The organism is Acidiphilium sp. PA (assembly GCF_026191915.1).
In the GTDB taxonomy this organism is placed as follows: domain Bacteria; phylum Pseudomonadota; class Alphaproteobacteria; order Acetobacterales; family Acetobacteraceae; genus Acidiphilium.
Window position 1 is genome coordinate 85,800 of the sequence record NZ_JAIMBY010000011.1, and the last position, 25,374, is coordinate 111,173.

The following is a 25,374-nucleotide window of genomic DNA, read 5'->3' on the forward strand; positions in this document are numbered from 1 at the left end:
ACCGATCATGGTTTACACTTACCCATGATCGCGAACGCGCCGTTCATGCCTGCCGATCCGACCGAGCGCTTCACGGTGATCTTCCGTGCCCTGCAGCGCTCGGTCGCAGACAACGGCTACCGCCTCAAAATCCACGGCCCGCTCATCGTCCTGATCTGGAACTACCTCGCCCGCCAGATCGCCCGCTTCGCCCGCATCGCATCCCGCCCACCCCAATCCCCGCGCACCCGCACCCGCGCTCCCGGACCGGTCGAGCGCGAACCCGCCATCCCCAAACCCAAACCACCCCTCACCCTGCCGCGCGGCTTCGCCTGGCTGATCCGCCTGCTGCCCAACGGCCCCGCCACCGTCGTCGCCGGTGCTGCCGCCCGCGCCGATCTCCAGTGCTTCATGGAAGACCCCATCGTGCTGGACCTGCTGGCCACCCACCCCAGCCTCGGCCGCATCCTCCGCCCCCTCCACACCATGCTCGGCCTGCGTCCCCCCCAGATCATCAAACGCCCCAGAAAACCCCGGAGCGAACCCACAGGCGAACCCACAAACCCCGCCACCCCCCGCCCCAAACGCCCCCGCCCCAGGCGCCAGCCCGACTTCATGGCCCAATACAAAGTCAACCCCGACGGCAGCATCGACTTCACCCCCGAACAACTCCGCGACATCCTCGGCCCACCCCCACCACCCGTCCCGCCCTGGCACCACCCCTTCGTGCCCTCCTTCGATGCCAAAAAAATGTGGCGCAAAGGCCCGCGGGGCTGATGCACGCCCAATTCGTTACGATATCGAAATTAAATACATAAAGAGCCGGGTCGCGTGGCGCTGTTCATGGGGTGATCCACGGTGGGATTTTGCGCGAGCATGGTGAAGCCGCGCGCAACCTCATCGGCCATCCGGGCGATCCGGCACAGATACTTGGCGTAAAACACCGCGACGGACGGCACGGCGGCAGCGCAATCCGTCGCAGGCACGAGTCAGAACGCCCGCAGGCCCGCCGAATTCAGGCGGCCGGGACGGTATGGCGGAACATGACTTTTCGCGCGGTCTCGTCCATCTCGGTCTTGAACGCATGCCGATCCTTGATCGCGACCGCCCGCACCGCCGCAGGGCGCGCGCTGATCTCATCGAGCAGGCGTTTGACGTTGGTGAACCGCGTCCAGATCGCGTCATCACCGGTCACGAACGGTACCATCCGCGCCCAGCCCCAAACCGCCATATCAACGATCGTGTACGTCTCGCCGAGCATATATGGCCGGTCCGCCAGACGCGCATCGACGATGCCCCAATGCCGGTCGGCCTCGAAAGCGTAGCGCGTGACCGCGTAGTCTTTCGGCTCCGGCGCGAAATGCCGGAAGTGCACCGCCTGTCCCGAATACGGGCCGATCCCCGTCGCGACGAACATCAGCCACGACAGCAAGGCACCTCGCGCCTGGGGCGACGTGTCCGGCAGGAACAGGCCGGTCTTCTCGGCGAGGTATAACAGGATCGCGTTGCTGTCGAACACGACGGCATCGCCATCGACGATGCAGGGCACCTTGTTGTTGGGGTTGAGCGCGGCGAATGCGGCGTCGAACTGCTCGCCCTTGCGGGTATCGACCGGTATCGCCTCATAGGGCAATTCTGCCTCCTCGAGGAACAGGGCCACCTTCATCGGATTGGGGGCAAGGCTGTAGTAGAATTTTATCATCGGACATGCTTTCGTGGTAGGGCAACCGTGCGGGATGCCAAGGTCTGCAACAAAAGGTCCGACCCGGCCGCAGTCGCGCGGGAGGTCGTTCCATGCAGCGACCATACGGGCTTTCCGGCACGTTCGCCACAGAAGTGCCGTCGTTGAAAATCAGCAATACATCATGCCGCATCCGTGCCAGCGAGTCCGATGCCCGAACGCCGACAGGCAATCGAACCGCGATGCTGAACCAAATCTCAAAACGCGCCGGAGCAATCTGTGGCGAGCGTTGCCGTCAACTGGTCGAGTGTCTCACGTAGTTTGGTGAATGCATCACCGTCGAGTCCGGTTCGGCAACGCACCGTGTTTTGAATTTCAGCGAGGCGCGCCTCGAGTGCCCGTCCTTGAGGCGTCAATCGCACCACGACCACACGCTCGTCCGCGCGGTTGCGTTCACGTGTGATCCACCCCGCGTCCGCCAGCCGCTTCAACAACGGCGTAACGGTCGCCGCATCCAATTTAAGGGCGTCGGCAATGCCATTCACGGTAGATTCCGTGCGCTCGAGGAGCACGAGGAGCACAATATACTGCGGATAGGTGATGTTGAAATGCGCCAGCATCGGTCGATAGATGCGCGTTATAGCATGGGTCGCCGCGTATAGTGCGAAACAGAGTTGCTCATCCAGTCGCAAACTGTCGGATCTATCGCCCACGCATCACCCGGTTTAAATACGTCTCTGTTTTTTATACGCTTTAATGTAGTGCGTTCAACCCCGCGCAAATTTTGCGCAAATCTCATGCCATTCTTACGGTCATATTCAATGCGCAGCAATAACAAAACGTCGCGATATCTCAAATAACGCCACTCCCGGGTGAACCGAGAGTGGCGGCGGTATCGACGGTGGTGCGCTCAGCGCTTGCTGAACTGGAAGCTACGACGCGCTTTCGCCTTGCCGTATTTCTTGCGCTCCACGGTACGCGGGTCACGGGTCAGGAAACCGGCAATTTTGAGGATGCCGCGCAGATCGGGCTCGTAATATGTCAATGCTCTGGAGATGCCGTGACGGACGGCACCGGCCTGGCCGGACAGACCGCCGCCGGTTACGGTTGCGAAGACGTCGAACTGATTGTAGCGATCGGCCACCAGGAACGGCTGCGTGATCAGCATTCGCAAAACCGGCCGCGCGAAATATTGGGCTGCCTTGCGTCCGTTGATCACGATTTCGCCCTTGCCAGGCTTGATCCAGACCCGTGCGACGGCGTCCTTGCGCCGGCCGGTCGCGTAGGAACGGCCCAACGCATCACGCTTCGGTTCGCGCTTCGGTGTCGCTTCGGTCGCAGCCAGGATCGATCCAGGGGTGACGACAGATTTCAAATCGGCGAGCGTTCCGGTTCCAGACATGCTCAGGCCCTCACATTCTTGCGGTTCATGGCAGCAACATCAAGCGGTTTGGGCTGCTGCCCATCGTGCGGATGGGTCGTCCCCGCATAGATATGCAGGTTTTTCATCTGCTGGCGCTGCAAAGGGCCACGCGTGATCATGCGCTCCACCGCCTTTTCCAGCACGCGCTCCGGGTGCTTGCTTTCGAGCCGTTGACGCAACGTGCGCCCCTTGATGCCGCCCGCAAAGCCCGTGTGATAGTAAAACACGCTCTGGTCGAGCTTGTTGCCCGTGACCTTCACTTTCTCTGCATTGACGACGACGATATGATCGCCGCAATCGACATGCGGTGTGAATTGAGGCTTGTGCTTGCCCCTCAGCCGGGTGGCGATCAGTGCAGCCAGACGGCCGAGCACCAGACCATCGGCATCGATCAACACCCAGTCTCTCTGCACGTCCGCCGGCTTCAGCGAAACGGTCGTTTTCATCATCAAAATCCTTGCGACTACAGGCTTATGTCCGGCCGCCTTATGCAAGACCATGTAGTTAAGGTCAAGCGGATCACTCGGTGGTATTATTATACCGTGTTGCGGCCGCGGTTCTTTGAAGTGCATTTTCCACCGATGTCGAGGCGCGGTATCCCAGGGTTCGCGCGGCCAGCGAAACATCCGCCTGGAACGACCCCGCGAAACTCTGCCAAAGCGACGCCTTGCCGGCGGCCATGGCGCCAGCCCTCAGCATCCCGCCCGGGACCGGCAGCAGGGCACGCCGCCGGTTCAGTCCGCGCATCAGGGCACGGATGAGGTCCGGGGTGGAAATCGGTTGCTCGTGGGCGGCGATCAGAATATCGGGGATGTCCGCCGCCTTGATGGTGCACCCGATCAGCGCTGCTAGGTCATCGACGTCAATGAAACTACGCTGGTTTCGGATACGCCCGAACGGCAGCGGCCAGCGCGATTCGATCAACCGGATCAGGCGGGGAATATTGCCGGCGCAACCCGGCCCGATCACCGCGCAGGGGCGGACGACAAGCAAACCGGTTGCGCTGCCGGCCAAAGCGTCCCGCACCGCCTGTTCTCCCGCCAGCTTGCTGCGGGCATACGGATCATCCGGCCCGGTTGCGCTCGCTTCGGAAAACGGCCCTGCCCGTGACTTCCCATACACCGCCGCCGAGGAGACCAGCACGAATCGGGGCACCCCGCGTGACGCGGCGATCTCAGCGACACGCCGCGCCGCCACGACATTGGCCGAAGCCATCGCCGATGGGTCGACACCGGTACGGTGCGCCAGTCCCGCGGCGTGAACCACCGCGGCGACGCCGCGCATGGCGTTGGCAAGGGCTGGTTCGGGTGCGGCGAGGTCCCCGGCATCGATCTGCCGGCTGGCGCCGGGGATATCGCGCGGACGGCGCAGTGCGACGACGACCTCGTATCCGTTTGCAGCGAGATGGAGCGTCAGTGCACGTCCGATGAATCCCGCCGCGCCGCTGACCAGAACCGATGGTACGCTCACGGCTCAGTGCTTACTCAAACGATGGCGACCGTAAAATTCCGGCCGCGCCAACCGCCTTCGGTCAGGTTCCACGTGAAAATCAGCGAGCGCCCGGCGCCGAGCGCGGCCGACGGTAATTCCGCCGCGTGGAGTCCGAGACCCACGTCGGTCGTCGGCGCTTCGTGGATGGTTGCCCAGTCATCATCGGTCCAGTGAATGACGCCCGGGCCCGAGAGTTCGACGCGGAGGTTCTGACCTGCGGGGATCTTGCTCCGCCGCCAGGCTTCGCGCCAATCACGGCAGCGTGGCGCGACTGCCTCGACCTGGTAGCGTCGGACGGTTTGCGGCGGCAGATCGAACACCGCTCCATCGCGCAAGGAACGCAACAGTTTAACATATTCAGCATGGGCCCATACCAGGGGCATCGCCGATCCGCTGGGGCGGCCGCGGAACAATTCATGCTCGGGCAGATCATCGGCATCCCACACCTGTTCGGGCAACAGGCCGCCTTCGCTGGCGCAGCGCTCCATCGTGATCCGCAGCGCGTCGGCCCCGGCCGGATCATCGGCCGCGATCGCGTAATGGGCGCGTTCACCAGTCAGCAATGGCCAGGCCCTGCCATGGCCCGTACCATCGAACGGTCGCCCGTCGTTGTGCTCGCCATAGCCATCGTTGGTATAGCGATGCCACACTGGCCCCTGTGGCAGATCGACCTTGGTCAGATGATCGATCACGGTGATCGTATCGCGAATCCGAGGATCGTGCGCGGCCCGTAGCCCGAACCGGACCAGCGCGAGCGCGTCCGCACCGACCAACTCGTCGGTTGGGACGCACGCTTCATCCGCCGGGCGGTTCCGCACAGCGATCCGCCCGTGCAGCGCCGCTCCGGCGAGATCGTGATCGCCATCGGCGACGATGCGCAGATAATAGCCGGCCACGCCGCAGCGGAGGGCCAGATCGGTCCCGCTGACATAGATCCAGCTTTCGATGTCGGCATTCCATGCATCGGCGGTATCACGCATGAAAGCCGCTTCCGCCGTTCGACCCAGGCGGTCGGCCAGATCGGCGCCCGCCAGCAGACCGGCGATTTCGACGGCGAGCGTCGCCGGCGTGTAGCCTGCGTTCTCCTCCCAGCGGTCCTGACCGGTGGCCGGCCCGTTCGCGATGATGTAGGCGCAGGCGCTGCGGACCATCGGCCAGTATTCGCCAAGCTCGGTTTCGGCGACAGCACCATGGCGAAATGCCAGATCAAGAAGCAGGATTGGAAACGCCGTCTCATCCAATTGCAATCCGCTCCAATAGGCGGAACCGTCCAGCCACACGTTCTGAGGCCAGTGGCCGTCCGCTTCCTGGATCAGGCGCAGGTAGTCGAGCGTGCGGCGGGCATCGGCATTCGCGCCACAGGCGAGAAAGGCGCCCGCGGTTTCCGCCAGATCGCGCGGCCAGACCAGATGATAACCGCCCAGATCGTCATCACCCTTGCTGGCACCCCATGGGATCGACAGGCTGGCAATTGAGCCACCGGGAAACCGTGGACTTTCGTGGCACCGCATGACCGCCGTGCTGACCCGGTAGAAATTGTGCGGACCGGTCGATTGGGGGGGATCCAGCGGCTCAAGCCCGCGCTGCCAATGGCGCCAGTTGGCGACATATTCATCCTCGGCACGTTGATAGCCGCCGGCAAGACTTGCCGCGGCCTGAAACGCCGCTTCTTCAGGTTTGCGCCCGAAGCCGATGGCAATGAGTGCGGGGGCGGTCGCATCGAATTCGGCGACCAAAGCGATGTTTCCGTCTTCGGCGCGGTCGAACCGTTCCTGCAAGCTGCCTTGACGCTGCAGGATCTGCCATCCGTCGGAGGCGCCGACATAGCCGACGCTTGTTGCCAGAAACCCTGAGGCGCAGGCCATGGCGAGACAGGTGCCATCGCCAGAGGCGAATACCATGGACCGGCCTTTGTAGGCGCCCACCCATCCGGTATTGTGGGATCCGCCGTTGACGAGATGGGGCGCCAGCAGGACAAACAATCGCAAGCCGGTGACACCGGGGTTCGTCGTCAGCGTGATATGCTGCAACACACAGTCAAAATGCGGATCGGCAACGATTTTTTTGTCGATCCTGAAGCCATGCCGTTCACACGTGTTGGTGATGGTGAACAGCGGGACGCCGTCGGCAAGGCGCCGCGTGCGGCTCACCGTGCCTCGCTTTTCCTCGACGAACAGGCCGCCGGGTTTCCCATCGGTCACGATCAGCCCGCAATCGCGCGTGCACGCCTGGTCGACCCGGGGGTAATAGATTTCATCAAGGATGCCGTGGCTGTGGGTAAACCAGACAGCACTGCGGGGCGATAGCGCTGTTCCCACACCGTCCTTGGCGCTTGACGTCCACCGTGGCGCCAGGCCGGGCGCGCCTGGAGCCGTAGTCACGGTTTCTTGCCCTTGCTCGACTTCATAGCGGCGAGTTCGGCCTGTAGCCGATCGATCTCGCCGCGCAGCGTATCGATCTCTTCGGGAATCGCCTCGGGCGTGACATCCGACTTGGTCTCGGCGCGAGAGGCGAAGGGTGCGAACAGGCTCATCGCGCGCTCCATCATGGCGATATTCTGACGGCCGATTTCTTCCATGCCGGGCGGCAGAAAACTGCCCATCGTCTGCTGCATCGCCGCGCGCATCTGCGCCTGCTGGCGGCCGAACTGCGCCATGGCTGATTCGAGATAACGCGGCACCATGCCTTGCATATTGTCACCATAAAGTCCGATCAGCTGCCGTAGGAAGGTGGTCGGCAACATCGACTGACCGACTTTGCTCTCTTCCTCGACGATGATCTGGGTCAGAACAGACCTGGTGATGTCTTCGGATGTTTTCGCATCGTAGACGACAAAATCCCGGCCGGCCCGGACCATCTCGGACAAGGTTTCAAGAGTGATATAAGAGGAAGACTCAGTGTTGTATAAGCGACGATTTGCGTATTTTTTGATGACAACTTGCGTTGCCGCCGTTTCATCCGGTGTTTGAGCCATCAGTCTCGCCCTTCCTGTTCACCCGAAACGAACTTCGCAGATCCATGACGAAGTCGTGGTGCGCTGCGGCAGAATGGCAGAGAAAGGCACTGAATGCTAGCACGGCCAGGCGCCGGGCACAGGGCGTGAGCATCTCGGGCCACCACGGCACGGAACGCCGTGCCGGCTGCGTGGGTGCATGACCGGGTGAACGGATGCACGACGACGCCGGTTCGTCTCACCAGGCCAGTAGCGGCGACGGCGCAACGGGTTTATGCTGGGCGCGGCCAGGACATAAGTGGAGGAAAAATTCGTGGAAGACATCGTGATTGTTGCGGGCGCGCGGACACCGGTCGGGAGTTTCAATGGCGCGTTCGCGAACACGCCGGCTCATCGTCTCGGGGAGGTTGCGATCAAGGCGGTCATCGATCGATCGGGGATCGATGCCGGCGAAATCGACGAGGTGATTCTCGGACAGGTCCTGACTGCAGGCGAAGGCCAGAACCCCGCCCGTCAGGCCGCTCGCAATGCCGGGATACCCGATGCAAAGACGGCATTCGGCATCAATCAGGTCTGCGGCTCGGGCCTCCGGGCCGTTGCCATCGCGGCGCAGCAGATCATGTCCGGCCAGAGCGATATCGTGCTTGCGGGCGGCCAGGAGAGCATGTCGATGAGCCCGCATTGCGCCCACATGCGCACCGGCACCAAAATGGGTGACATGAAATTGGTCGATACGATGATCAAGGATGGTCTGTGGGACGCGTTCAACGGGTATCATATGGGGACGACCGCGGAGAACGTCGCGCGGGCCTATCAGATCAGCCGGGATGATCAGGATGCCCTGGCCCTGGCGTCTCAGCAAAAGGCGTCTGCCGCGCAGAAATCGGGTCGGTTCAAGGACGAGATCGCGCCCGTGACGCTGTCGGGGCGGAAAGGCGATGTCGTCGTGTCCGATGATGAATATATCCGCCATGACTCCTCGGCGGAAGGCATGGCGCGCCTCAAACCAGCGTTCGCGAAGGATGGTACGGTCACGGCCGGCAACGCCTCAGGCCTGAACGATGGGGCCGCGGTGATGATGGTCATGTCGGCGAAGGAGGCTGCACGGCGCGGCATAACCCCGCTCGCCCGCATTGCCAGTTTTGCCACGGCCGGCGTCGATCCGGCGCTGATGGGAACCGGGCCGATCCCGTCATCGCAAAAGGCGCTGGATCGGGCTGGTTGGAAGGCTGCAGACCTTGATCTGATCGAAGCCAATGAGGCGTTTGCCGCCCAGGCTTGCGCGGTGAACAAGGGCCTCAACCTCGATCCCGCGAAGGTCAACGTCAACGGTGGCGCGATCGCGATTGGCCATCCGATCGGGGCCTCCGGGGCGCGCGTGTTGATCACGTTGTTGCACGAGATGCAGAAGCGAAGCGTCCATAAAGGTCTTGCCACGCTCTGTATCGGTGGTGGCATGGGTGTTGCCATGTGCGTCGAGCGCTAGACGAATGCGCAAGGTCTATCAAACGGCTACCGAGGCGCTCGCCGGACTGCTGCGGGATGGCATGACGATCCTGTCCGGTGGGTTTGGCCTCTGCGGCGTGCCGATGGCGCTCATCGAAGCGATTCGGGAAAGCGGCGTCGGCAATCTGACGATCGTTTCCAACAATGCCGGGATCGACGGCGTGGGGCTTGGGATCCTGCTGGAGTCACGGCAGATCCGGAAAATGATTTCCTCCTACGTCGGGGAGAACGCGACCTTCGCCCGTCAGTACCTGGCGGGGGAACTGGAGATTGAGTTCAACCCGCAGGGGACGCTGGCCGAACGCATCCGCGCGGGTGGGGCGGGGATTCCCGCTTTTTTTACCGCGACAGGGTACGGGACCGCCGTGGCCGAGGGCAAGGAGACGCGGGAGTTCGATGGTCGGCATTATATCATGGAACGTGGTATCGTCGGCGATCTTGCGATTATACACGCCTGGAAAGGCGATACGGAAGGTAATCTCGTCTATCGGAAGACGGCGCGGAACTTCAATCCGATCGTGGCGACTGCCGCGAAGACCACGGTCGCCGAAGTTGAGCATCTGGTCGAGACTGGTCGTCTCGATGGTGACAGCATCGTAACGCCTGGAATTTTCGTGAAGCGGATCGTTCAGCTCGATCGAGTGGACAAGCGTATCGAACAGCGCACCGTGCGCAAGCGGGGTTAGGGAGAGCGGAGATGGCATGGACACGAGATCAAATGGCCGCGCGCGCCGCCCAGGAATTGCAGGACGGTTTCTACGTCAATCTTGGCATCGGCATTCCCACCCTGGTCGCCAACCATATACCGGAGGGGATTTCGGTGCAGCTCCATTCTGAAAATGGGATGCTGGGCATCGGACCTTTCCCTTTCGAAGGCGAGGAGGATGCCGACCTGATCAACGCGGGTAAACAGACTGTGACGGCGCTTCCGACCACGAGTTATTTCGACAGTGCCGCATCGTTCGGCATGGTGCGTGGCGGACACATTGATATCTCAATCCTCGGTGCGCTCCAGGTTGCGGAAAACGGCGATCTGGCCAATTGGATGATCCCGGGAAAGATGGTCAAAGGAATGGGCGGCGCGATGGATCTCGTCGCCGGCGTGCCGCGCGTGGTGGTGTTGATGGAGCATACCGCAAAAGGGGCCCCGAAAATCCTGAAATCATGCGATTTGCCGCTGACCGGCAAGGGTGTCGTCAGCATGATCGTGACGGATCTGGCGGTTTTCGAAGTCGATGCCCATAAATCGCCTGCGCTGACCTTGATCGATAAGCCGGACGATGTGACGATTGAACAGATCAGAGCCGCAACCGAGCCCGACTTTGCCATCGCGGGCGCCCTGCATGGCACCGCCGCGGATTGAGGAGAGATCGCATGAACGCAAGCAACGCCAGTCTGCAGGCACGGCGTGAAGCCGCCGTACCCCGTGGCGTCGGTGTCGCCCATCCGGTCTACGCCGCGCGTGCTGAAAATGCCGAGTTGTGGGATGAAGAGGGACGCCGCTACGTCGACTTCGCCGGCGGTATTGCGGTTCTCAATACCGGACACCGGCACCCCAAGGTTATTGCTGCGGTCGAGGCGCAACTGGCACGCTTTACCCATACGTGTTTTCAGGTCACGCCGTACGAGCCGTATATCGAACTGGCTGAACGGCTGAACGCGATCGCACCGATCGAAGGTCCAGCCAAGACGATTTTCCTGACCACCGGCGCTGAAGCCGTTGAAAATGCGATAAAAATCGCCCGCGCCGCCACAGGTCGATCCGGCATCATCACCTTCGCCGGCGGCTATCATGGCCGTACGCTGCTGACCATGGGGATGACTGGCAAAGTTCTGCCCTACAAGCGGCTGTTCGCGCCGATGCCGGCCGAGATCTATCACGCGCCGTTCCCGTTCGAACCGTTCGGCGTGACGGTGTCGGACACGTTACGTGCGATCGAGATGCTGTTCCGGGCCGACATCGAGCCCTCCCGGGTGGCGGCAATCGTGATCGAGCCTGTCCAGGGTGAAGGCGGCTTCATACCCGCGCCGGCCGAACTGCTGCAGGCCTTGCGCAAACTTTGCGACGAGCACGGTATTCTTTTGATCGCCGACGAAGTGCAGACCGGCTTCGGTCGTACTGGACGCATGTTCGGCATCGAGCATTCCGGGATCAGACCGGATATGCTGACCGTTGCGAAATCGCTGGCGGGCGGGTTTCCCCTGTCCGGGGTGATCGGACGTGCCGCAATCATGGATGCGCCGGAACCGGGCGGTCTCGGCGGCACCTATGCCGGTAATCCGATCGCCTGCGCGGCCGCTCTCGCGGTTCTCGACGTCATCGAGACTGAAGACCTGGTCGAGCGCGCGAACGTAATCGGTGCGACGATCAAGGCGGCGCTGCATCGTATCGCATCGCGCAATGACGTCGTGCCGATCGCCGCAATCCGCGGCCCCGGTGCGATGATTGCCTTTGATGTGGTCAAGGACCGCGGCGGATATGAAGCCGCGCCGGACCAAACAAAGCGCGTGTTGGCCCGGGCGCGTGAACACGGGCTTATTCTGCTGTCATGTGGCGTCAATGCGAACGCCATTCGTCTGCTGGTACCTTTGACCGTCAGCGACACAGTGTTGAATGAAGGGCTGGCCGCGTTGGAACTAGCCCTGGCGGCATGACGGTGGGCTAGCGATACCGCGCCACAGGGTCGGCCGCCTTCACGCGGTGCCAGTTGGCATGCAGCAGGGCGATCTTGTCGAACACGACAGTCAGATCGGCCATCTCACGCGCCAGCCGGCCGTCAACCGGCAAGCCGCGGTGGGACGGCTCGCCTGAAATAAGGCGGGCACCGGCTGAGACCCGCAGCCATCCGGTTTGACCACTTTCCGGGTTTGGCAGAGCAACCGGTTGACCGATATGGCAGATCCGCGCGGCCAACGAGCGCTCGCTGGGCGCTGCGAATAGAGCTGAACAATCGGCATTGAGCCAACGATAGAGCTGACGCATCGCTCCGGGGTCGAGCAATCGGTCTGGTTTCCCGGGTTCGCGGACGGCGAATGCGAATATGGTCCGTTGGTTGTCCCACGATGCGCCCTCGCGCTGCAGTGCCGGGACCGGCTGCAGGACGAAAATATCGTGGGTTTTGATTGCCCGAAGGACCGTCTCCTCAAATTGTTGAATGATCGATATTGTCCGGGGACCTCCGACAGCGGCGAACGATTGGAACTCCGCCAGCGCGGCACGCCAGCGCAGCAGCAGTCCATAGTTCGTGCCGGCCGGCAGTCGCTGAGCCGCCGTTGCGCCACGCGGCCATTCGCCTTGGCTGAAATAGGCGTCGAGACCTGCCGGCAGCACACCCTTCGTCAATCGGGCGGCCACTGCCGGTGCCAGCAGGGCCGCGCCCGCGAATGGCGGCCCGGTCAGGAACTTTGATCCGGTGACTTGGACGACAGCGTCCAGAGCGAGATAGTCGCGGATCCGCTGGGGTGCCAACCGAAGCTGACAGGCGTCAACAACGATATCGAGCGTGGCGGCAAAGCGGCTCCGCAAGGTGCGCAGCAGCGCCATGGAGGGTGCCAGCAGGCCAGTCTTCGACACGTCCAGCGCGTGAAGGATGACGCGATGTCCGGCGTCGGCCGCCGAGGTGACCGCAAGGGTAATGTCCGCTTCGACAGAGGCTGCCGGCCTGACCCGCCCTTCTGCGTCGCGCAGAGGGATCGCGACCAACGACGTGTCCGAGCGGAAGCCTTCGATCGGTTCGGAACGGGAAACGTCGTGGCCTTTTGCTGTATCAACCGCGAAATGCCGACCAATCGCTGCCATCGGCACGCCGCTACCGGTCTCCTCAGGTGCTAACAATATCGTTGTGATACGCTGGTCCGCTTGCGGCAGGTGGCTGAGCGCCAGCGCCAGGAGTTCGCTGTCGGTTCCCGATGCCGCCAGCACGACAGCACTGCCTGGCGGAACCCGAAACGCTCTTCCGATCGCCCGCCGAATCGCCAACGCTTCACCGAGAAGTGCCGACCGGTCACCGGATCGGAGCATGTCCGCAGTCAGACGGAGCCGCGCACGGTCGGCCGCCTCGTACCCGCGCTCCGAGGCGGAGGAGGCCGTAGACGAGGCGAAGGTGACTGCCCAGGGTCGGGGGCGATGACTGCACCCGTACCCGTTCAAGTCGGTCTGCGGATCGCGCAGAAGACGAATATCGCCTCCGGTTTCCATGATCGTTTCACATGTTCCGATGAGTGGCCAGAGGTTTATGATTCTGGCGGCCTCGTCGGCCATAAACGTGGGGGAAGCGCCGGTCCAATGGATCGCCAACGAGCGCATGACATCCTGTAAACGCCCCGGTGTGGGCGGCCGGTCATCGGCCATCGCATCGATCCAAGCTAAACTCTGCCCGGTCGCAAGATGCTCTGACTTGGCAAACTGAGCCGCTGCGCGTGCGGCGGCCCAGCACGCCAGGGTGATAGAAAGACCCGTTTTGACGAGAAAAATCCATTCACCGGCGAGCCGTGCGAGGATCAGGATTACATGCGGGTCGCCATTGTTGCCCAAAGCCACCCGCCCTTGTGGATCGACCGCGAGCTCATTCGAAGTGGTCGCGAAACCGACGGGAATTGTCCGCAGCGGCCAGAAGGCGTGATCATTGCTGATCCGCGACTCAATCCATGAGTTCATCTCTATCAAGCGCAGTCTTCCAACCTCGAAATCATGTTGCTCATCGGAGTTCTTGCACGGGAGGTCGTAAATCCGCCACCCCCACCGGGATATTCCAGGCGAAAACAAGAACGCATCACGATCCTGCCACATCCGCCCTGAACGCATCCGCAATTGTAACGACGGCGCCCGCTACGACCAAGACGACATCAAAGCGTGTCATTTCCCGGCTCCATTCAGGATGTTGGGCAAGAAGAACCTCGGCGGCCGCAACCAGGCGTGATTGTTGCCGTCGCGTCACCGCGTCTGCTGCGGCACGCTCGTCAGCGCGTGCCTTTACTTCGACGAAAATGATCGTGTCCGCATTCGCCATGACCAGGTCAATTTCACCGAGGGCCGTTCGGGCGCGCTGTGCCAGCAATTCGAACCCCATTCGCTCGTACCAGTCAGCCGCAAGTCGCTCTGCCGCTCGTCCGGACGCCTCGGCTCGGGATCGTTTTGCATCGCGCTTTTGGCATTTTGACAATCTTTTATTAATCATCTGTGAAATGATTCGTCATTGCATTAAACTCGTCTCACGATTATGTCAGCTCACGAGCAATAGGTACCTGCGGTTGCATATCGAGCAGTGTTTTCTGTTTTTTGGATTTCTCGAAAAAATCTATTGCTCCCGTCGCAGTTAATGAGTATATGTTTAGCCTACTCACTATTTTAAGAACTCTACCTGATTTGAGATACGAACCTTCTATTTAAAACGTCTTGTCGATTCGCCTGCAGCCAGAAACAATACCGGGGTACGGCCCGGTTTACGAGTGGGGGTTAACACTATGATGCACTTCAACGAAATCGGCCAACAATTGCGCGCGTATCGCATGGAATCGGGGCTGAAAGCCGAGGAAATCGCCGCGCGGTTGGGCGTGTCGCGCGCAGCGCTTTATCGTTACGAGAAAGGCGAGGTTATCAAGCTTGATACTGTGAAGCGGCTGGCAGAGTTGCTGAAAATCTCGCCGCTGACCTTACTTGGTATCGGGGTCGAATATTATAGCCGCCCGATCGGGTACCTTGAACGAATTCGGCAGCTTGAGGAGACGGCGGATCAGATACTCCAGCTGTATGGACCCATCTGCTACCTGACGACGTCTGATGAGTACGACTCGATATTAGCAGCGATCTTCGAGGAACATGCGGAACAGATCGGTCTTGATCGCGGCCTGGCAAGAACCGCATCCGAACAGGTCCTGAGTGCGCTCGCGGCGCGCAAGCGAATGTTCGTCGCTCGTCGCCCGTCTGTAATCGCGATCTTTACGGCTGCGGCTGTCCAGAAATTTATTGATGACGGTGTGGCCGGGATTTTGCCGCTATCTGATCGTCTACGTGCTCAAAGCCGGCAAGTCGCGCGCCATGAAGTGGAGCGCATGACGGATTTGATGGAAAGTGAACCGATTGGCTTGCAATTCGGTTTGATTTCCGGAACCGAGCTGAACGGGCCGTTCATGCTGCTTCGGACGCGGGAGCGTGCCTCGCTCGCCATCAATCCATTTCCAACTGATTCGGCCCCGAACGCTCAGTCGGGCGTTGCCATGATCACAAGCGCTGAAGATGCGGTCATGACGCATCAAAGGATCGCCGAGGCGACCTGGCGCGATGCAATCAAGGGTCAGGCAGCGGCGAAGCAAATGCGGGCGCTGTTACAACCGAAGGCTTAGAGGCCACTGCGATATTTGGAGTGCGCGGGCAGACAAGCGTCTGTTCGCGCGCTAAACTTCGGACATGAACACGCTCATTTCAACGGATGAACTCGACGCTCGTCGTAGCGAAGCTGATTTTATCATTTTTGATGCTTCCTATTATCTACCGACCGAGACATTCGATGCTTCGGCCCTGTTTTTAGAGGGCCATATTCCGGGTGCCACGTTCCTCGATCTTGACGTCGTATCCGATCGCTCAAATCCGCTTCCCCATATGGTGCCCTCCGCAGACCAATTCGCCAGAACAATTGCGCAATTTGGTGTCGGAAATCAGAGTGCGGTCATTGTGTACGACCAGCGCGGGATCTTCTCGGCGGCACGCGTCTGGTGGCTCTTCAAATTGTTTGGTCATGATCGCGTCTGGGTTCTCGATGGCGGCCTGCCGAAGTGGCGGACCGAGGGCCGGGCGCTGGAAACGGGAACCGCAAAGCCGAAGCCGGCGCGATCTTTTCGAACGGGTTTCCAGAGAGCCATGGTTCGCCATCGCGTCGACATCGAACGCAACCTGCAAACCAAGGATGAGATTGTTCTGGACGCCCGGTCGAACGCACGATTTACCGGTGAGGCCGCCGAGCCACGCCAGGGTATGCGTGGCGGGCATGTCCCAGGCGCGATCTCATTGCCGTTCAGCGACGTGCTTCGGCCCGACCAGACGATGCATGACCCCGCAACACTGCGGACATTGTTCGAAGCCCGAGGGGTGGGATCGAACGCAAAACCCGTGACGATGTGTGGTTCCGGTGTCACGGGCGCCGTTCTGACACTTGCCCTGGCGCGGGCAGGCCTGCCGATTGGTGCTCTCTACGACGGTTCCTGGGCCGAATGGGGTGGATCAACAGATACGCCGGTAGAGAGGACAGCATGAGCGACGACCGATTTGAGACAAGACTGACACTGGCGTCGCGGCGCCCGGTAAAATCGCATGGCTATGTCAACCCGAAATTGGTCCGGGGTTCGACCGTCCTGTATCCCAGTTGCGCCGACCGGCGCGAGATTGGCAAGCGACGCCTCGAGCAAGAGGAGATCTACGGATTATACGGCAGTGAGACGCATTTTGCCCTGGAATCCATGATCGCCGAAATCGAGGGCGGCACCCATTGCCAGATCGTATCATCCGGCCTGGCTGCAATCACCATTCCTTTGCTCGCATGCCTCAAATCGCACGATCACGTCTTGATGCCCGACTCAGTTTACGGACCGACACGACGTTTCTGCGACAGCGTGCTGCATCGTTATGGCGTGAGGGTGACGTACTACGATCCCATGGCGAGCGAGTGTGACCTGCGCGGTTTGATCGAACCCGGCACCAAGGTTGTGTTTTCCGAAAGCCCGGGAAGTCACACGTTTGAAGTCCAGGATGTGCCCATGTTGGCGCGCGTCGTGCATGAGCACGGCGCCAAGCTGTTTATGGACAACACCTGGGGGATCCATACGTTCAAACCGTTCAACCACGGTGTTGACGTGTCGATCCAGGCTCTGACGAAATATATCGGCGGTCATTCGGATATCATCCTGGGTGCCATCACGGTCGCGTCCGAGTCCGATTGGGCGTGGCTTCGAACGGGCGCGCTCGATCTGGGGCAGTACGCATCACCTGATGATTGCTGGCTCGCCTTGCGCGGCGCGCGGACCCTCAAAGTTCGGCTGGATCAGCAGGCCGCCAGCGCCCTGACCATCGCAAAATGGCTCGCCGACCGGCCCGAGGTTCAGCGTGTGTTGCATCCAGCCTTGCCCTCTTGCCCGGGCCATATGTTCTGGAAACGTGACTTCTCGGGGGCGTGTGGATTGTTCGGCATCGTCTTCGAGCCTCGGTTCGACTACGAGGCCGTCTGTGCCATGGTCGATTCCCTGCGCCTATTCGGCATCGGCGCGTCATGGGGCGGCTATGAAAGCCTGGCGCTGCCCACGAGTTTCACGATCACGCGTAGCGAGGGAACCGGCGTGTTCGGTGGCGAGATGCTGCGGTTACAGATTGGTTTGGAGCATGTGGACGACCTCATCAACGATCTGGAGGCGGGGTTGACCGTGTTGCGTGGGCAGCAGCGGACGTCCTGCGCTTCGTCTCCCTGCCTTGCCGATGAAATGCAGCGTATCGGTGAGGCGAACGGCTGACCATGAAGCACGACATTCTGACCGCCGTGCGCTTCAACGACGCGGGGCTGATCCCGGCGATTGCCCAGCAACACGATACCCATGACGTGTTGATGCTGGCCTGGATGAATGCCGAGTCAATTCTCGAAACGCTAAAAACCGGCGAAGTTTGCTACTACAGTCGCAGTCGCGCCGCTCTCTGGCGTAAGGGCGAAACCTCGGGCAACACGCAGACGCTGGTTGAGATGCGCCTCGATTGTGACGGCGATACCATTCTCCTGCTGGTCGATCAGACCGGTCCTGCCTGTCATACAGGTGAACCCAATTGCTTTTTCCGGACCGTCAGTGCGGACGGCGAACTCGCTCAGATATGAAAGCTTTCGCCGCAACCGCACCGTCCTTTCTCGTTCGGATTTTCGAAGGTAAAGCCTGAGGTAAACCTGTCTTCTTTATAATCCATCACGGTACCGATCAGAAACAAAGTCGCTTTTCGATCAATTAAAATCGTGACGTCCTTATCGGTGATGGCTTCATCGGTCGGTAATTTTTCCTCTACCCAGTCCATTTGGTACGACATGCCGGAACACCCTTTGGTGTTGATGCCGATACGGAGCAGTTTATTGGCCTCACCCCGGCTATACAACTGCCTCAACCGGTTTGCCGCACCATCGGTCAATTGCATCAGCGGAGGCAGGCTCCGCCGTTTCGGGGTTTCAGTCATGTTTGCGCTCATTACAATCACCGTTCAAAACATGTTCAATGCCAAACGAGCTTCATCGCTCATGCGCGATTGATCCCATGGCGGGTCCCATACGGTCTCGACGTCAACCTCCGTCACACCCGGTATGGTTCCAACCGCAAGGCGAACCGATTCGGGCAATTCCTGGGCGCTCGGGCAAGCGGGAGCGGTTAAAGTCATTTCGACCTTCACGTGTCCGCCCTCAATCTCGACAGCGTAGATCAGGCCCAGTTCAAAGATATTGATGGGAATTTCCGGATCATAGACGGTTGCGATGGCCGCGATGACCGCGTCCTCGGTGACGGCTGACGCGGTCTCGCCGTCGGGCGTCCATGTCGTCAAGGGTTCCGATTGCGCCGTATGATCATCCATTCTGATACTCCATCGCTTTACCCAGAGCCGCTCTCAATGCCTGCCAAGGCAATATCGCGCACCGGTGACGGGACCGATACGCATGAATGCCCGCCAATGCGCGCAAATCGGCGAATTCCGAACGATCTGGAATGCGGCCGTCGATCACCATTGCATCGAATGCCTCGGCGAGCTCCGCGATCTCTGGTCCGGACTTTCCGATGACTGCATCGCCCATCAAATCAGCGGACGAGACACAAATCGCGCACCCGCGCGTCTCATGCTGGAACCTGCTGATCAGTTCATGATCGTAGGCCACCCTGATCCGGACCCGATCGCCGCACATCGGGTTGTCGCCTTCGGCCTCCGCATCGAACGGGTCCAACGCACCCGTATGATGCGGGCTGCGCGCCCGTTCCATGATCAGCGCCTGATAGAGATCGTCGGTTTCGCTCATCGGCTGAAAACCTGTTGCACCCTGCGCAATCCGGCGGCCAGGCTGTCGATTTCCGCATGTGTGGTATAAATGCCGAACGACGCCCGCGCCGTACTTTCGAGCCCAAGACGATGGGTCAACGGTTCCGCGCAGTGATGCCCCGCCCGCACGGCGATACCCTGTTTATCAAGCAGCGTCGCGACGTCATGGGCATGCACGCCATCCACCGTAAACGCGACGACACCCCCCCGATCTTGCGCATGACCCAGCGTGTGGACACCTTCGATCGATGCCAGGCTCGCCATGGCGTGATCGGTCAGGCTGCGCTCATGGGCAGCGATGGACTCGAACCCGATCGCCTGGACATAGTCGATTGCCGCCCCAAGCCCGACCGCCTCGACGATCGCCGGCGTTCCCGCCTCGAACCGATACGGCGGCTCCGCCCAGGTCGAGGCTGCATAAGTCACGCTGCGGATCATATCGCCACCGCCGAGAAACGGCGGCATCGCATCGAGGAGTGCGCGCTTGCCGTACAGTACACCTATGCCGGTCGGCCCATATAGCTTGTGTCCCGAGAATACATAGAAATCGGCATCGATCGCGCGCAGATCCACTGCGCGATGCACCACGGCCTGTGCACCATCCAGCAAAATCCTGGCCCCACGGTCGTGCGCGAACTTGGCGAGCCGCTCGACCGGCGTATAGGTACCAAGAACGTTCGACATATGGGTGACAGCGAGCAGACGGACCCGCCCATCGGCGAATTGGCGCTCCAGGTCGTCCCAATCGATCTCGCCGGCATCCGTGATCTTGACGATCCGCAACTCGACGCCCTGCTGGTCACGCAACATCTGCCAGGGCACCAGATTGGCGTGATGCTCCATCTCGCTCACAACGACCGCATCGCCGGGCTTGAGGCTGGTACGACCGAAGGTCTGGGCGACCAGGTTGATCCCTTCGGTCGCATTGCGAACGAATACGATCTCCTCGCGCGCGACGTTCAGGAATGCGGCCACCTTGTCGCGGGCATTTTCGTAGTCGTCAGAACACCGCTCGCTCATCCAATGCAAACCGCGGTGCACATTCGCATACCGCGTCTCCATGGTGCGAACCATTGCGTCGATTACCGCACGCGGCTTCTGCGCCGAAGCGGCGCTGTCGAGAAACACCAGTTTTTTGCCGTGAACCAACTCCGACAGGATCGGAAAATCCGACCGGATCCGTTCGACATCAAAACCGACAGATTTCACCGCGGCGCTCATAGCACACCCTTTTGCCACCAGACGTCGATTGCAGCCTCGAAGATCGATCGCGCCTCCTCATCCGTCACCGGTTCGAGCGCTTCGTCGAGGAACGCCCTGATCAACATGGCGCGCGCGTCGGCCTCAGGGATGCCGCGGCTGCGCAGGTAGAACATCTGTTCCGGATCAATGGCGCCAATCGTCGCGCCATGGCTGCATTTCACGTCGTCCGCAAAGATTTCCAACTCCGGCTTGGTATCGATTTCGGCGTCGGGCGACAGCAGCAAAGCCTGGTTCATCTGGTAGCCATCGGTTTTCTGCGCTTGCTGTGCGACCTCGATCCGTCCCTGAAACACGCCACGCGCAGAGCCTGCCAAGACCGATTTCACGGTCTGCCGCGAAGCACAATGCGGGGCACGATGGGCGACAACCGTGGTGATGTCCCCATGTTGCGTGCCGGCCAACAACTGCGCGGCATTCAAATGCACATCGGCATTCGGACCGGACAGCGTGACATGCGCTTCGTAACGGCTGAGCTTCGCGCCGCAGTTCAGGGTGAAAGCCTCATATCGCGCGCCTTCACGAAGATCGACCAGCGCCGTCGTGACGTTCACGGCATCGATCGATTCGTCCTGCAGCCGATAATGGCGAAGCACGGCACCCTCTGCCAAGGCAATCTCGACCACCACGTTATGCATGTAACGCCCGGCGCCACGAATGACTTCGATCAGCGTCAATGATCCGCCCGCACCGACGGCAATGCGATGGAACGGCGCGAGCATGTCCTGGCTCGGTGTGTCGGTACCCGAGATGAGGAACAAGGTTCCAGCGTCCGTTCCACCAGATACATCGATCTGAATGCCATCGTTTGCGACGGCGGCATTCAGGCTGACCAACGGCAGCGCACGATCGGCACGAGCTGCCGCACGATGGTCGAAACGCCGGACGAAGTGCGGCAGCGCCGACAAGGATTCATCAAAGCGGCCGTTTACGAAAATCACCTTCGGCGTCGCCGTGCGCGGGATCATCCCTCCGATGTCCGGCGCGTCATGCGTGGGCAGAGTGAGATCAAACGACCGCAGCGACGCTCTCAAATCGGTGTAGTGCCAGGCCTCGTCGGCACGCGTCGGCCAGCCGTGGGCGCGAAACACCTCCGCCGCCCTGCCCCGGTTCGGATCCTCCCCGGTACGCGCGGCAAAATCGACCCTGTCGAGAAATGCGGTTTCGCTCATGCTGCTTCCAAACCGGCATAGCCATTCGCTTCGAGTTCCAAGGCCAGCTCAGGGCCGCCCGAGCGCACGATTCGCCCGGAGGCCAGCACATGCACCCGATCCGGCACAATGTGGTCCAGCAACCTTTGGTAATGGGTGATGACAAGCGCGGAGAAGCGGGGGCCACGCAGCGCGTTGACACCATCGGCGACGATTTTCAGCGCGTCGATGTCGAGGCCGGAATCCGTTTCGTCGAGCAGCGCCAGTGCAGGCTTGAGAAGCGCCATCTGCAGGATCTCGTTGCGCTTCTTCTCTCCGCCGGAAAAGCCCACATTCACGTTCCGCTTGAGCATGTCATCAGGCATTTTCAACGCCTTGATGGCGGAGCGGGCTTCTTTGAGGAACGCCACAGCGTCGAGTTCAGGTTCGCCGCGTGCGCGCCGGACCGCGTTCAACGCCGTGCGAATGAAGTTGGCGTTGCCGACACCAGGCAGTTCGACCGGATATTGAAAGGCCAGGAATACCCCGGCCGCGGCACGTTCCTCAGGTTCGATCGCCAGCAGATCGCGGCCATTGAACAGCACGGAACCACCCGTTACCTCATAGCCCTCACGGCCCGAGAGAACATAGGACAACGTCGATTTGCCGGCGCCATTTGGCCCCATGATGGCGTGGACTTCACCATCAGGAACGGTCAGATCGATCCCCCGCAGAATCTCCTTGTCATCGATCTTCGCTGTAAGTCCCTTGATTTCAAGCATATTCAGTCCCTCAACCCACTGAGCCTTCGAGCGACACGGCAAGCAACTTCTGTGCTTCGACCGCAAACTCCATCGGCAATTCCTTCAAGACGTCGCGACAGAAGCCATTGACCAGTAATCCGACGGCATCTTCCTCGGACAGCCCGCGTGACCGGCAGTAAAATAGCTGATCGTCGGCGATTTTTGACGTCGTGGCCTCGTGCTCGACCTTCGCACTCTGATTTCGGCTCTCGATATAGGGCACGGTATGCGCACCGCACTGATCACCGATCAACAGCGAGTCGCACTGGGTGAAGTTGCGCGCGCCATGAGCCTTCGGCATGATGCGCACCAAGCCCCGATACGTGTTGTTGGAATGCCCCGCGGATATCCCTTTTGAAATGATCGTGCTGGTCGTGTTGGGCGCCAAGTGTATCATTTTCGTTCCGGTATCGGCCTGCTGATAGTTATTGGTCAGCGCAACCGAATAAAACTCACCGGATGATCCTTCGCCCTGCAGGATGCAGGACGGATATTTCCAGGTGATCGCAGAGCCTGTCTCGACCTGGGTCCACGAAATTTTGGACTTCCGGCCTCGGCACGCGCCACGCTTGGTCACAAAATTATAGATCCCACCGCGCCCCTGGGCGTCACCTGGATACCAATTTTGGACCGTGGAATATTTGATCGAAGCCTCATCGAGCGCAACGAGTTCAACCACTGCCGCATGCAACTGGTTTTCATCGCGCATCGGCGCGGTGCAGCCCTCGAGGTAGGAAACACTCGCACCTTCCTCGGCGATGATCAGGGTACGCTCGAACTGACCCGTGTTGCGCGCGTTGATCCTGAAGTATGTGGAAAGCTCCATGGGGCATCGAACGCCGCGCGGAATATACACAAAGCTTCCATCGGAAAAGACCGCGCTGTTGAGAGCCGAGAAATAATTGTCACCGGGCGACACCACACTGCCCAGATATTTCCGGACCAGTTCAGGGTGCTCCCGGACCGCCTCACTGATCGATCCAAAAATGACACCGACCTTGGCAAGACTTTCACGGAACGTCGTCGCCACCGAAACGCTGTCGAAAACGGCATCGACCGCTACGCCTGCCAAGGCCGCCCGTTCATTCAACGGAATGCCGAGTTTGTCGTACATGCTGATCAATTCCGGATCGACGTCAGCAAGCGATTTCGGCGCCTCCCGCTTGGGCGCGGCATAATAATACAGGTCCTGATAGTCGATCCTGGGATGCCGAACACGCGCCCAATTCGGTTCCTGCATCGTCAGCCACGCGCGATAGGATTTCAACCGCCATTCGAGCAGCCATTCGGGTTCGTCTTTCTTGGCCGAAATCAGGCGTACGATATCCTCGCTCAGCCCTTTCGGCGCGAACTCCATTTCGATGTTCGTCTCGAAACCATATTTGTAGCCACCATCGGTCAGGCGATCGATGGTTTCAATTGTCTCAGTAACCGCGGGCATGAAATCCTCTATTCTACGATGGATGGCGCGAACCTGCCGGCTTCAACCGGCAGATCGAGACGTAACGACTTCGGCACGGCCGCACTCTGCATGTCGGCAAGGGTAATGGAGGTCAGGGCTTCACTGATCGCGTCGTTGACGACACCCCATCGGCCAGCCATCGGGCAGAGCGACTGACTTTCGCAGCTTCCAACCGACCCCTCGACACACGCGGTCAGCGCGATCGGACCATCGATTGCGACGATCACGTCGGCAACCGGAATTGCCGCAAGCGGACGGCCCAACCGGTAGCCACCATGTGCGCCACGCTGGGATGTGACCAAATCGGCCTGCGCCAGCCCTTTCAGCACCTTCGAAACGGTCGGTTCCGGAATTCCCGTCGCGGCCGCGATACTCGGTGCAGTCTCGACGCCAATAGCGCTCGAGAGCCTGACCAGGACGACGACGGCGTAATCTGTCAAACGCGACAATCTGAGCATGGACCACCTTATTACGGACAACAACGGTCCTGATTACTCAAATGGTCCAAGGAGGCTCAGCCGTCAAGACCAGCCTTCGGCCGATAAACCGGCCCTGCGGGGTTTGGTGGCTGCGATCAGGTCTCTGGCAAGCCACCCCTTGCCCGGCGCCCCTTGATGTCCAGACACCTCCACCTATGCGGTTATCTCGGGGCTCAACATAATGCCCCGCTTCGCGATACCCGTATAGCGTGCCGACGCGACGGTGCCGATCGAGACGCCTGGACATGACCCTGATACCGCCGGCAGTGTCGGTGCGGTCAGGGCATTGTTGCCGCGTACGTGAACCACCGATGTACCTTAACTGAACTGTCCATCACCATAGCACGGGGCGCACCGGCGGCCACACAACGCGCCGGTTCTGCCCACGATCGTGATTTTGCCTGATGTCACGCCGCCCACCGCAGCCGCGCCGACACTATCTTGCATAACGCCATGCCGGCCCCTCGCAAGGATTAACCCCGAAGCCGCGATCAATCGTTTACGAATATACTGTGAACCGCGGGCACCAGCTCGGCAGGATTTTGGATGGTGATCGTGCCCTCTGCCCGGCCGTAGCCCCAGTCGACAAAAATCGTCGCGACACCAAGCCCGGCAGCGGTCGCCATGTCGTTGGCGTGATCACCGATCATGATCGCCCGATCGGTCTGGATCGCCATGGCCGCAAGGACCGCGGCGAGATGACGCGGATCGGGCTTGCGGTAGGGTGTCGCATCGCCGCCGATCACCACCGGAAAAAACCGATCGAGGTCAAGTGCCGCAAGCACCTTGCGCGCAGACACTTCCGGCTTGTTGGTGCAGAGGCCCAGCTGATACCCTTGCGCGGTCAAACGCGCCAAAGCCTCGGGTATGCCGGCATAGGGCTCCGTCAGGTCGGTGACATGCGCTTCGTAATCGGCGAGGAAAATCGCCTCGTCCTCCGCTGTCGGCTTGCTCCCCCGGGCAGCATAGCCCTTCTGCAGCAGGACCTTGGCGCCGTCACCCACCATCGGGCCGACATCGGATCTCGAAAGCGGCGGATAATCGTAGCGCGACAACGACCGGTTCAGCGCAGCCGCCAGATCGGGCAGACTATCGATCAGCGTACCATCCAGATCGAACACGACCGCTTTTGCATCCATGGTACTGACATACTCCGAAACCCGAT

Annotated in this window: 28 protein-coding genes; 9 read left to right on the plus strand and 19 right to left on the minus strand. The window is 60.7% G+C overall.

The window, feature by feature from the left end; genetic code table 11:
- The first annotated feature begins 24 nt into the window (after window positions 1–24).
- Window positions 25–756 (plus strand): hypothetical protein, encoded by a 732-nt coding sequence (locus AruPA_RS13780; RefSeq protein WP_265637291.1) that lies wholly within the window; start codon window positions 25–27, stop codon window positions 754–756.
- A 29-nt stretch (window positions 757–785) separates the two neighbouring features.
- On the opposite strand, the gene AruPA_RS13785 is transcribed toward AruPA_RS13780, so the two are convergent.
- The 8 genes from AruPA_RS13785 to phaR form a co-directional block, all read right to left on the minus strand.
- The gene (locus tag AruPA_RS13785; RefSeq protein WP_265637292.1) at window positions 786–965 is read right to left on the minus strand and encodes a hypothetical protein; all 180 of its coding nucleotides are present in this window, start codon (window positions 963–965) and stop codon (window positions 786–788) included.
- 29 nt (window positions 966–994) lie between these two features.
- Window positions 995–1,681: a glutathione S-transferase family protein gene (locus tag AruPA_RS13790; protein WP_265637293.1), complete on the minus strand. Its 687-nt coding sequence runs from the start codon at window positions 1,679–1,681 to the stop codon at window positions 995–997.
- Between the two features lie 236 nt (window positions 1,682–1,917).
- Complete coding sequence (locus AruPA_RS13795) at window positions 1,918–2,373, minus strand: MarR family winged helix-turn-helix transcriptional regulator (protein ID WP_408858676.1); 456 nt, start codon at window positions 2,371–2,373, stop codon at window positions 1,918–1,920.
- A 197-nt stretch (window positions 2,374–2,570) separates the two neighbouring features.
- Window positions 2,571–3,062, minus strand: coding sequence for a 30S ribosomal protein S9 (gene rpsI, locus AruPA_RS13800; RefSeq protein WP_265637295.1), 492 nt, complete (start codon window positions 3,060–3,062; stop codon window positions 2,571–2,573).
- A gap of 2 nt (window positions 3,063–3,064) precedes the next feature.
- The gene (rplM, locus tag AruPA_RS13805; RefSeq protein WP_265637296.1) at window positions 3,065–3,529 is read right to left on the minus strand and encodes a 50S ribosomal protein L13; all 465 of its coding nucleotides are present in this window, start codon (window positions 3,527–3,529) and stop codon (window positions 3,065–3,067) included.
- 73 nt (window positions 3,530–3,602) lie between these two features.
- Window positions 3,603–4,553 (minus strand): NAD-dependent epimerase/dehydratase family protein, encoded by a 951-nt coding sequence (locus tag AruPA_RS13810; protein WP_265637297.1) that lies wholly within the window; start codon window positions 4,551–4,553, stop codon window positions 3,603–3,605.
- Between the two features lie 14 nt (window positions 4,554–4,567).
- On the minus strand, window positions 4,568–6,955 hold the full coding sequence (locus AruPA_RS13815; protein WP_265637298.1) for a glucan 1,4-alpha-glucosidase: 2,388 nt from the start codon (window positions 6,953–6,955) through the stop codon (window positions 4,568–4,570).
- Complete coding sequence (gene phaR / locus AruPA_RS13820) at window positions 6,952–7,548, minus strand: polyhydroxyalkanoate synthesis repressor PhaR (RefSeq protein WP_265637299.1); 597 nt, start codon at window positions 7,546–7,548, stop codon at window positions 6,952–6,954. Before phaR ends, AruPA_RS13815 begins: the two co-directional genes overlap by 4 nt.
- Before the next feature lie 292 nt (window positions 7,549–7,840).
- Between phaR and AruPA_RS13825 the strand changes: the two genes are divergently transcribed.
- The 4 genes from AruPA_RS13825 to gabT are packed head-to-tail and all read left to right on the plus strand — an operon-like array spanning window position 7,841 to window position 11,688.
- Window positions 7,841–9,013: an acetyl-CoA C-acetyltransferase gene (locus AruPA_RS13825; RefSeq protein WP_265637301.1), complete on the plus strand. Its 1,173-nt coding sequence runs from the start codon at window positions 7,841–7,843 to the stop codon at window positions 9,011–9,013.
- A gap of 4 nt (window positions 9,014–9,017) precedes the next feature.
- Window positions 9,018–9,719, plus strand: coding sequence for a CoA transferase subunit A (locus tag AruPA_RS13830; RefSeq protein ID WP_265637302.1), 702 nt, complete (start codon window positions 9,018–9,020; stop codon window positions 9,717–9,719).
- Window positions 9,720–9,730: 11 nt separating this feature from the next.
- Window positions 9,731–10,396: a CoA transferase subunit B gene (locus tag AruPA_RS13835; RefSeq protein ID WP_265637303.1), complete on the plus strand. Its 666-nt coding sequence runs from the start codon at window positions 9,731–9,733 to the stop codon at window positions 10,394–10,396.
- Window positions 10,397–10,407: 11 nt separating this feature from the next.
- Window positions 10,408–11,688 (plus strand): 4-aminobutyrate--2-oxoglutarate transaminase, encoded by a 1,281-nt coding sequence (gabT, locus tag AruPA_RS13840; protein WP_265637304.1) that lies wholly within the window; start codon window positions 10,408–10,410, stop codon window positions 11,686–11,688.
- A gap of 7 nt (window positions 11,689–11,695) precedes the next feature.
- Here the strand turns inward: gabT and AruPA_RS13845 are convergent, their stop codons facing one another.
- Both AruPA_RS13845 and AruPA_RS13850 read right to left on the minus strand, forming a co-directional pair.
- Entirely contained in the window at window positions 11,696–13,690 is a 1,995-nt protein-coding gene (locus AruPA_RS13845) for a hypothetical protein (RefSeq protein ID WP_265637305.1), read from the minus strand.
- A 115-nt stretch (window positions 13,691–13,805) separates the two neighbouring features.
- Complete coding sequence (locus tag AruPA_RS13850) at window positions 13,806–14,210, minus strand: YraN family protein (protein ID WP_265637306.1); 405 nt, start codon at window positions 14,208–14,210, stop codon at window positions 13,806–13,808.
- Between the two features lie 289 nt (window positions 14,211–14,499).
- Between AruPA_RS13850 and AruPA_RS13855 the strand changes: the two genes are divergently transcribed.
- The 4 genes from AruPA_RS13855 (at window position 14,500) to hisI (ending at window position 17,882) form a co-directional block, all read left to right on the plus strand.
- Window positions 14,500–15,375, plus strand: a complete 876-nt coding sequence (locus tag AruPA_RS13855) for a helix-turn-helix domain-containing protein (protein ID WP_265637345.1) — start codon at window positions 14,500–14,502, stop codon at window positions 15,373–15,375.
- A gap of 64 nt (window positions 15,376–15,439) precedes the next feature.
- Complete coding sequence (locus AruPA_RS13860; protein ID WP_265637307.1) at window positions 15,440–16,282, plus strand: sulfurtransferase; 843 nt, start codon at window positions 15,440–15,442, stop codon at window positions 16,280–16,282.
- Window positions 16,279–17,529, plus strand: a complete 1,251-nt coding sequence (gene metC / locus AruPA_RS13865) for a cystathionine beta-lyase (RefSeq protein ID WP_265637308.1) — start codon at window positions 16,279–16,281, stop codon at window positions 17,527–17,529. Before AruPA_RS13860 ends, metC begins: the two co-directional genes overlap by 4 nt.
- Before the next feature lie 2 nt (window positions 17,530–17,531).
- Window positions 17,532–17,882, plus strand: coding sequence for a phosphoribosyl-AMP cyclohydrolase (gene hisI, locus AruPA_RS13870; protein ID WP_265637310.1), 351 nt, complete (start codon window positions 17,532–17,534; stop codon window positions 17,880–17,882).
- On the opposite strand, the gene AruPA_RS13875 is transcribed toward hisI, so the two are convergent.
- The 9 genes from AruPA_RS13875 to AruPA_RS13915 form a co-directional block, all read right to left on the minus strand.
- Entirely contained in the window at window positions 17,873–18,241 is a 369-nt protein-coding gene (locus AruPA_RS13875; protein ID WP_265637311.1) for an iron-sulfur cluster assembly accessory protein, read from the minus strand. The genes hisI and AruPA_RS13875 overlap by 10 nt on opposite strands.
- Window positions 18,242–18,253: 12 nt before the next feature.
- Window positions 18,254–18,619: an SUF system Fe-S cluster assembly protein gene (locus tag AruPA_RS13880; RefSeq protein WP_265637312.1), complete on the minus strand. Its 366-nt coding sequence runs from the start codon at window positions 18,617–18,619 to the stop codon at window positions 18,254–18,256.
- On the minus strand, window positions 18,612–19,055 hold the full coding sequence (gene sufU / locus AruPA_RS13885) for a Fe-S cluster assembly sulfur transfer protein SufU (protein ID WP_265637313.1): 444 nt from the start codon (window positions 19,053–19,055) through the stop codon (window positions 18,612–18,614). Before sufU ends, AruPA_RS13880 begins: the two co-directional genes overlap by 8 nt.
- Window positions 19,052–20,296 (minus strand): aminotransferase class V-fold PLP-dependent enzyme, encoded by a 1,245-nt coding sequence (locus AruPA_RS13890; RefSeq protein WP_265637314.1) that lies wholly within the window; start codon window positions 20,294–20,296, stop codon window positions 19,052–19,054. Before AruPA_RS13890 ends, sufU begins: the two co-directional genes overlap by 4 nt.
- The gene (sufD, locus tag AruPA_RS13895) at window positions 20,293–21,507 is read right to left on the minus strand and encodes a Fe-S cluster assembly protein SufD (protein ID WP_265637315.1); all 1,215 of its coding nucleotides are present in this window, start codon (window positions 21,505–21,507) and stop codon (window positions 20,293–20,295) included. The genes AruPA_RS13890 and sufD overlap by 4 nt, the downstream gene beginning before the upstream one ends.
- Window positions 21,504–22,247, minus strand: a complete 744-nt coding sequence (gene sufC, locus AruPA_RS13900; protein ID WP_265637316.1) for a Fe-S cluster assembly ATPase SufC — start codon at window positions 22,245–22,247, stop codon at window positions 21,504–21,506. Before sufC ends, sufD begins: the two co-directional genes overlap by 4 nt.
- A gap of 10 nt (window positions 22,248–22,257) precedes the next feature.
- Complete coding sequence (gene sufB, locus AruPA_RS13905; protein ID WP_265637317.1) at window positions 22,258–23,709, minus strand: Fe-S cluster assembly protein SufB; 1,452 nt, start codon at window positions 23,707–23,709, stop codon at window positions 22,258–22,260.
- A gap of 8 nt (window positions 23,710–23,717) precedes the next feature.
- Window positions 23,718–24,188, minus strand: coding sequence for an SUF system Fe-S cluster assembly regulator (locus AruPA_RS13910; RefSeq protein ID WP_265637318.1), 471 nt, complete (start codon window positions 24,186–24,188; stop codon window positions 23,718–23,720).
- Between the two features lie 512 nt (window positions 24,189–24,700).
- Entirely contained in the window at window positions 24,701–25,348 is a 648-nt protein-coding gene (locus AruPA_RS13915) for an HAD family hydrolase (protein ID WP_265637319.1), read from the minus strand.
- Between the last annotated feature and the right edge of the window lie 26 nt (window positions 25,349–25,374).

Bases quoted from the DNA above. Each gene is read 5' to 3' on its own strand.
- AruPA_RS13780 (WP_265637291.1), top strand. From the start codon at position 25: ATGATCGCGAACGCGCCGTTCATGCCTGCCGATCCGACCGAGCGCTTC.
- AruPA_RS13790 (WP_265637293.1), bottom strand. From the start codon at position 1,681: ATGATAAAATTCTACTACAGCCTTGCCCCCAATCCGATGAAGGTGGCC.
- rpsI (WP_265637295.1), bottom strand. From the start codon at position 3,062: ATGTCTGGAACCGGAACGCTCGCCGATTTGAAATCTGTCGTCACCCCT.
- rplM (WP_265637296.1), bottom strand. From the start codon at position 3,529: ATGAAAACGACCGTTTCGCTGAAGCCGGCGGACGTGCAGAGAGACTGG.
- phaR (WP_265637299.1), bottom strand. From the start codon at position 7,548: ATGGCTCAAACACCGGATGAAACGGCGGCAACGCAAGTTGTCATCAAA.
- AruPA_RS13830 (WP_265637302.1), top strand. From the start codon at position 9,018: ATGCGCAAGGTCTATCAAACGGCTACCGAGGCGCTCGCCGGACTGCTG.
- AruPA_RS13835 (WP_265637303.1), top strand. From the start codon at position 9,731: ATGGCATGGACACGAGATCAAATGGCCGCGCGCGCCGCCCAGGAATTG.
- gabT (WP_265637304.1), top strand. From the start codon at position 10,408: ATGAACGCAAGCAACGCCAGTCTGCAGGCACGGCGTGAAGCCGCCGTA.
- AruPA_RS13845 (WP_265637305.1), bottom strand. From the start codon at position 13,690: ATGAACTCATGGATTGAGTCGCGGATCAGCAATGATCACGCCTTCTGG.
- AruPA_RS13850 (WP_265637306.1), bottom strand. From the start codon at position 14,210: ATGATTAATAAAAGATTGTCAAAATGCCAAAAGCGCGATGCAAAACGA.
- AruPA_RS13855 (WP_265637345.1), top strand. From the start codon at position 14,500: ATGCACTTCAACGAAATCGGCCAACAATTGCGCGCGTATCGCATGGAA.
- AruPA_RS13860 (WP_265637307.1), top strand. From the start codon at position 15,440: ATGAACACGCTCATTTCAACGGATGAACTCGACGCTCGTCGTAGCGAA.
- metC (WP_265637308.1), top strand. From the start codon at position 16,279: ATGAGCGACGACCGATTTGAGACAAGACTGACACTGGCGTCGCGGCGC.
- hisI (WP_265637310.1), top strand. From the start codon at position 17,532: ATGAAGCACGACATTCTGACCGCCGTGCGCTTCAACGACGCGGGGCTG.
- AruPA_RS13875 (WP_265637311.1), bottom strand. From the start codon at position 18,241: ATGAGCGCAAACATGACTGAAACCCCGAAACGGCGGAGCCTGCCTCCG.
- AruPA_RS13880 (WP_265637312.1), bottom strand. From the start codon at position 18,619: ATGGATGATCATACGGCGCAATCGGAACCCTTGACGACATGGACGCCC.
- sufU (WP_265637313.1), bottom strand. From the start codon at position 19,055: ATGAGCGAAACCGACGATCTCTATCAGGCGCTGATCATGGAACGGGCG.
- AruPA_RS13890 (WP_265637314.1), bottom strand. From the start codon at position 20,296: ATGAGCGCCGCGGTGAAATCTGTCGGTTTTGATGTCGAACGGATCCGG.
- sufD (WP_265637315.1), bottom strand. From the start codon at position 21,507: ATGAGCGAAACCGCATTTCTCGACAGGGTCGATTTTGCCGCGCGTACC.
- sufC (WP_265637316.1), bottom strand. From the start codon at position 22,247: ATGCTTGAAATCAAGGGACTTACAGCGAAGATCGATGACAAGGAGATT.
- sufB (WP_265637317.1), bottom strand. From the start codon at position 23,709: ATGCCCGCGGTTACTGAGACAATTGAAACCATCGATCGCCTGACCGAT.
- AruPA_RS13910 (WP_265637318.1), bottom strand. From the start codon at position 24,188: ATGCTCAGATTGTCGCGTTTGACAGATTACGCCGTCGTCGTCCTGGTC.
- AruPA_RS13915 (WP_265637319.1), bottom strand. From the start codon at position 25,348: ATGGATGCAAAAGCGGTCGTGTTCGATCTGGATGGTACGCTGATCGAT.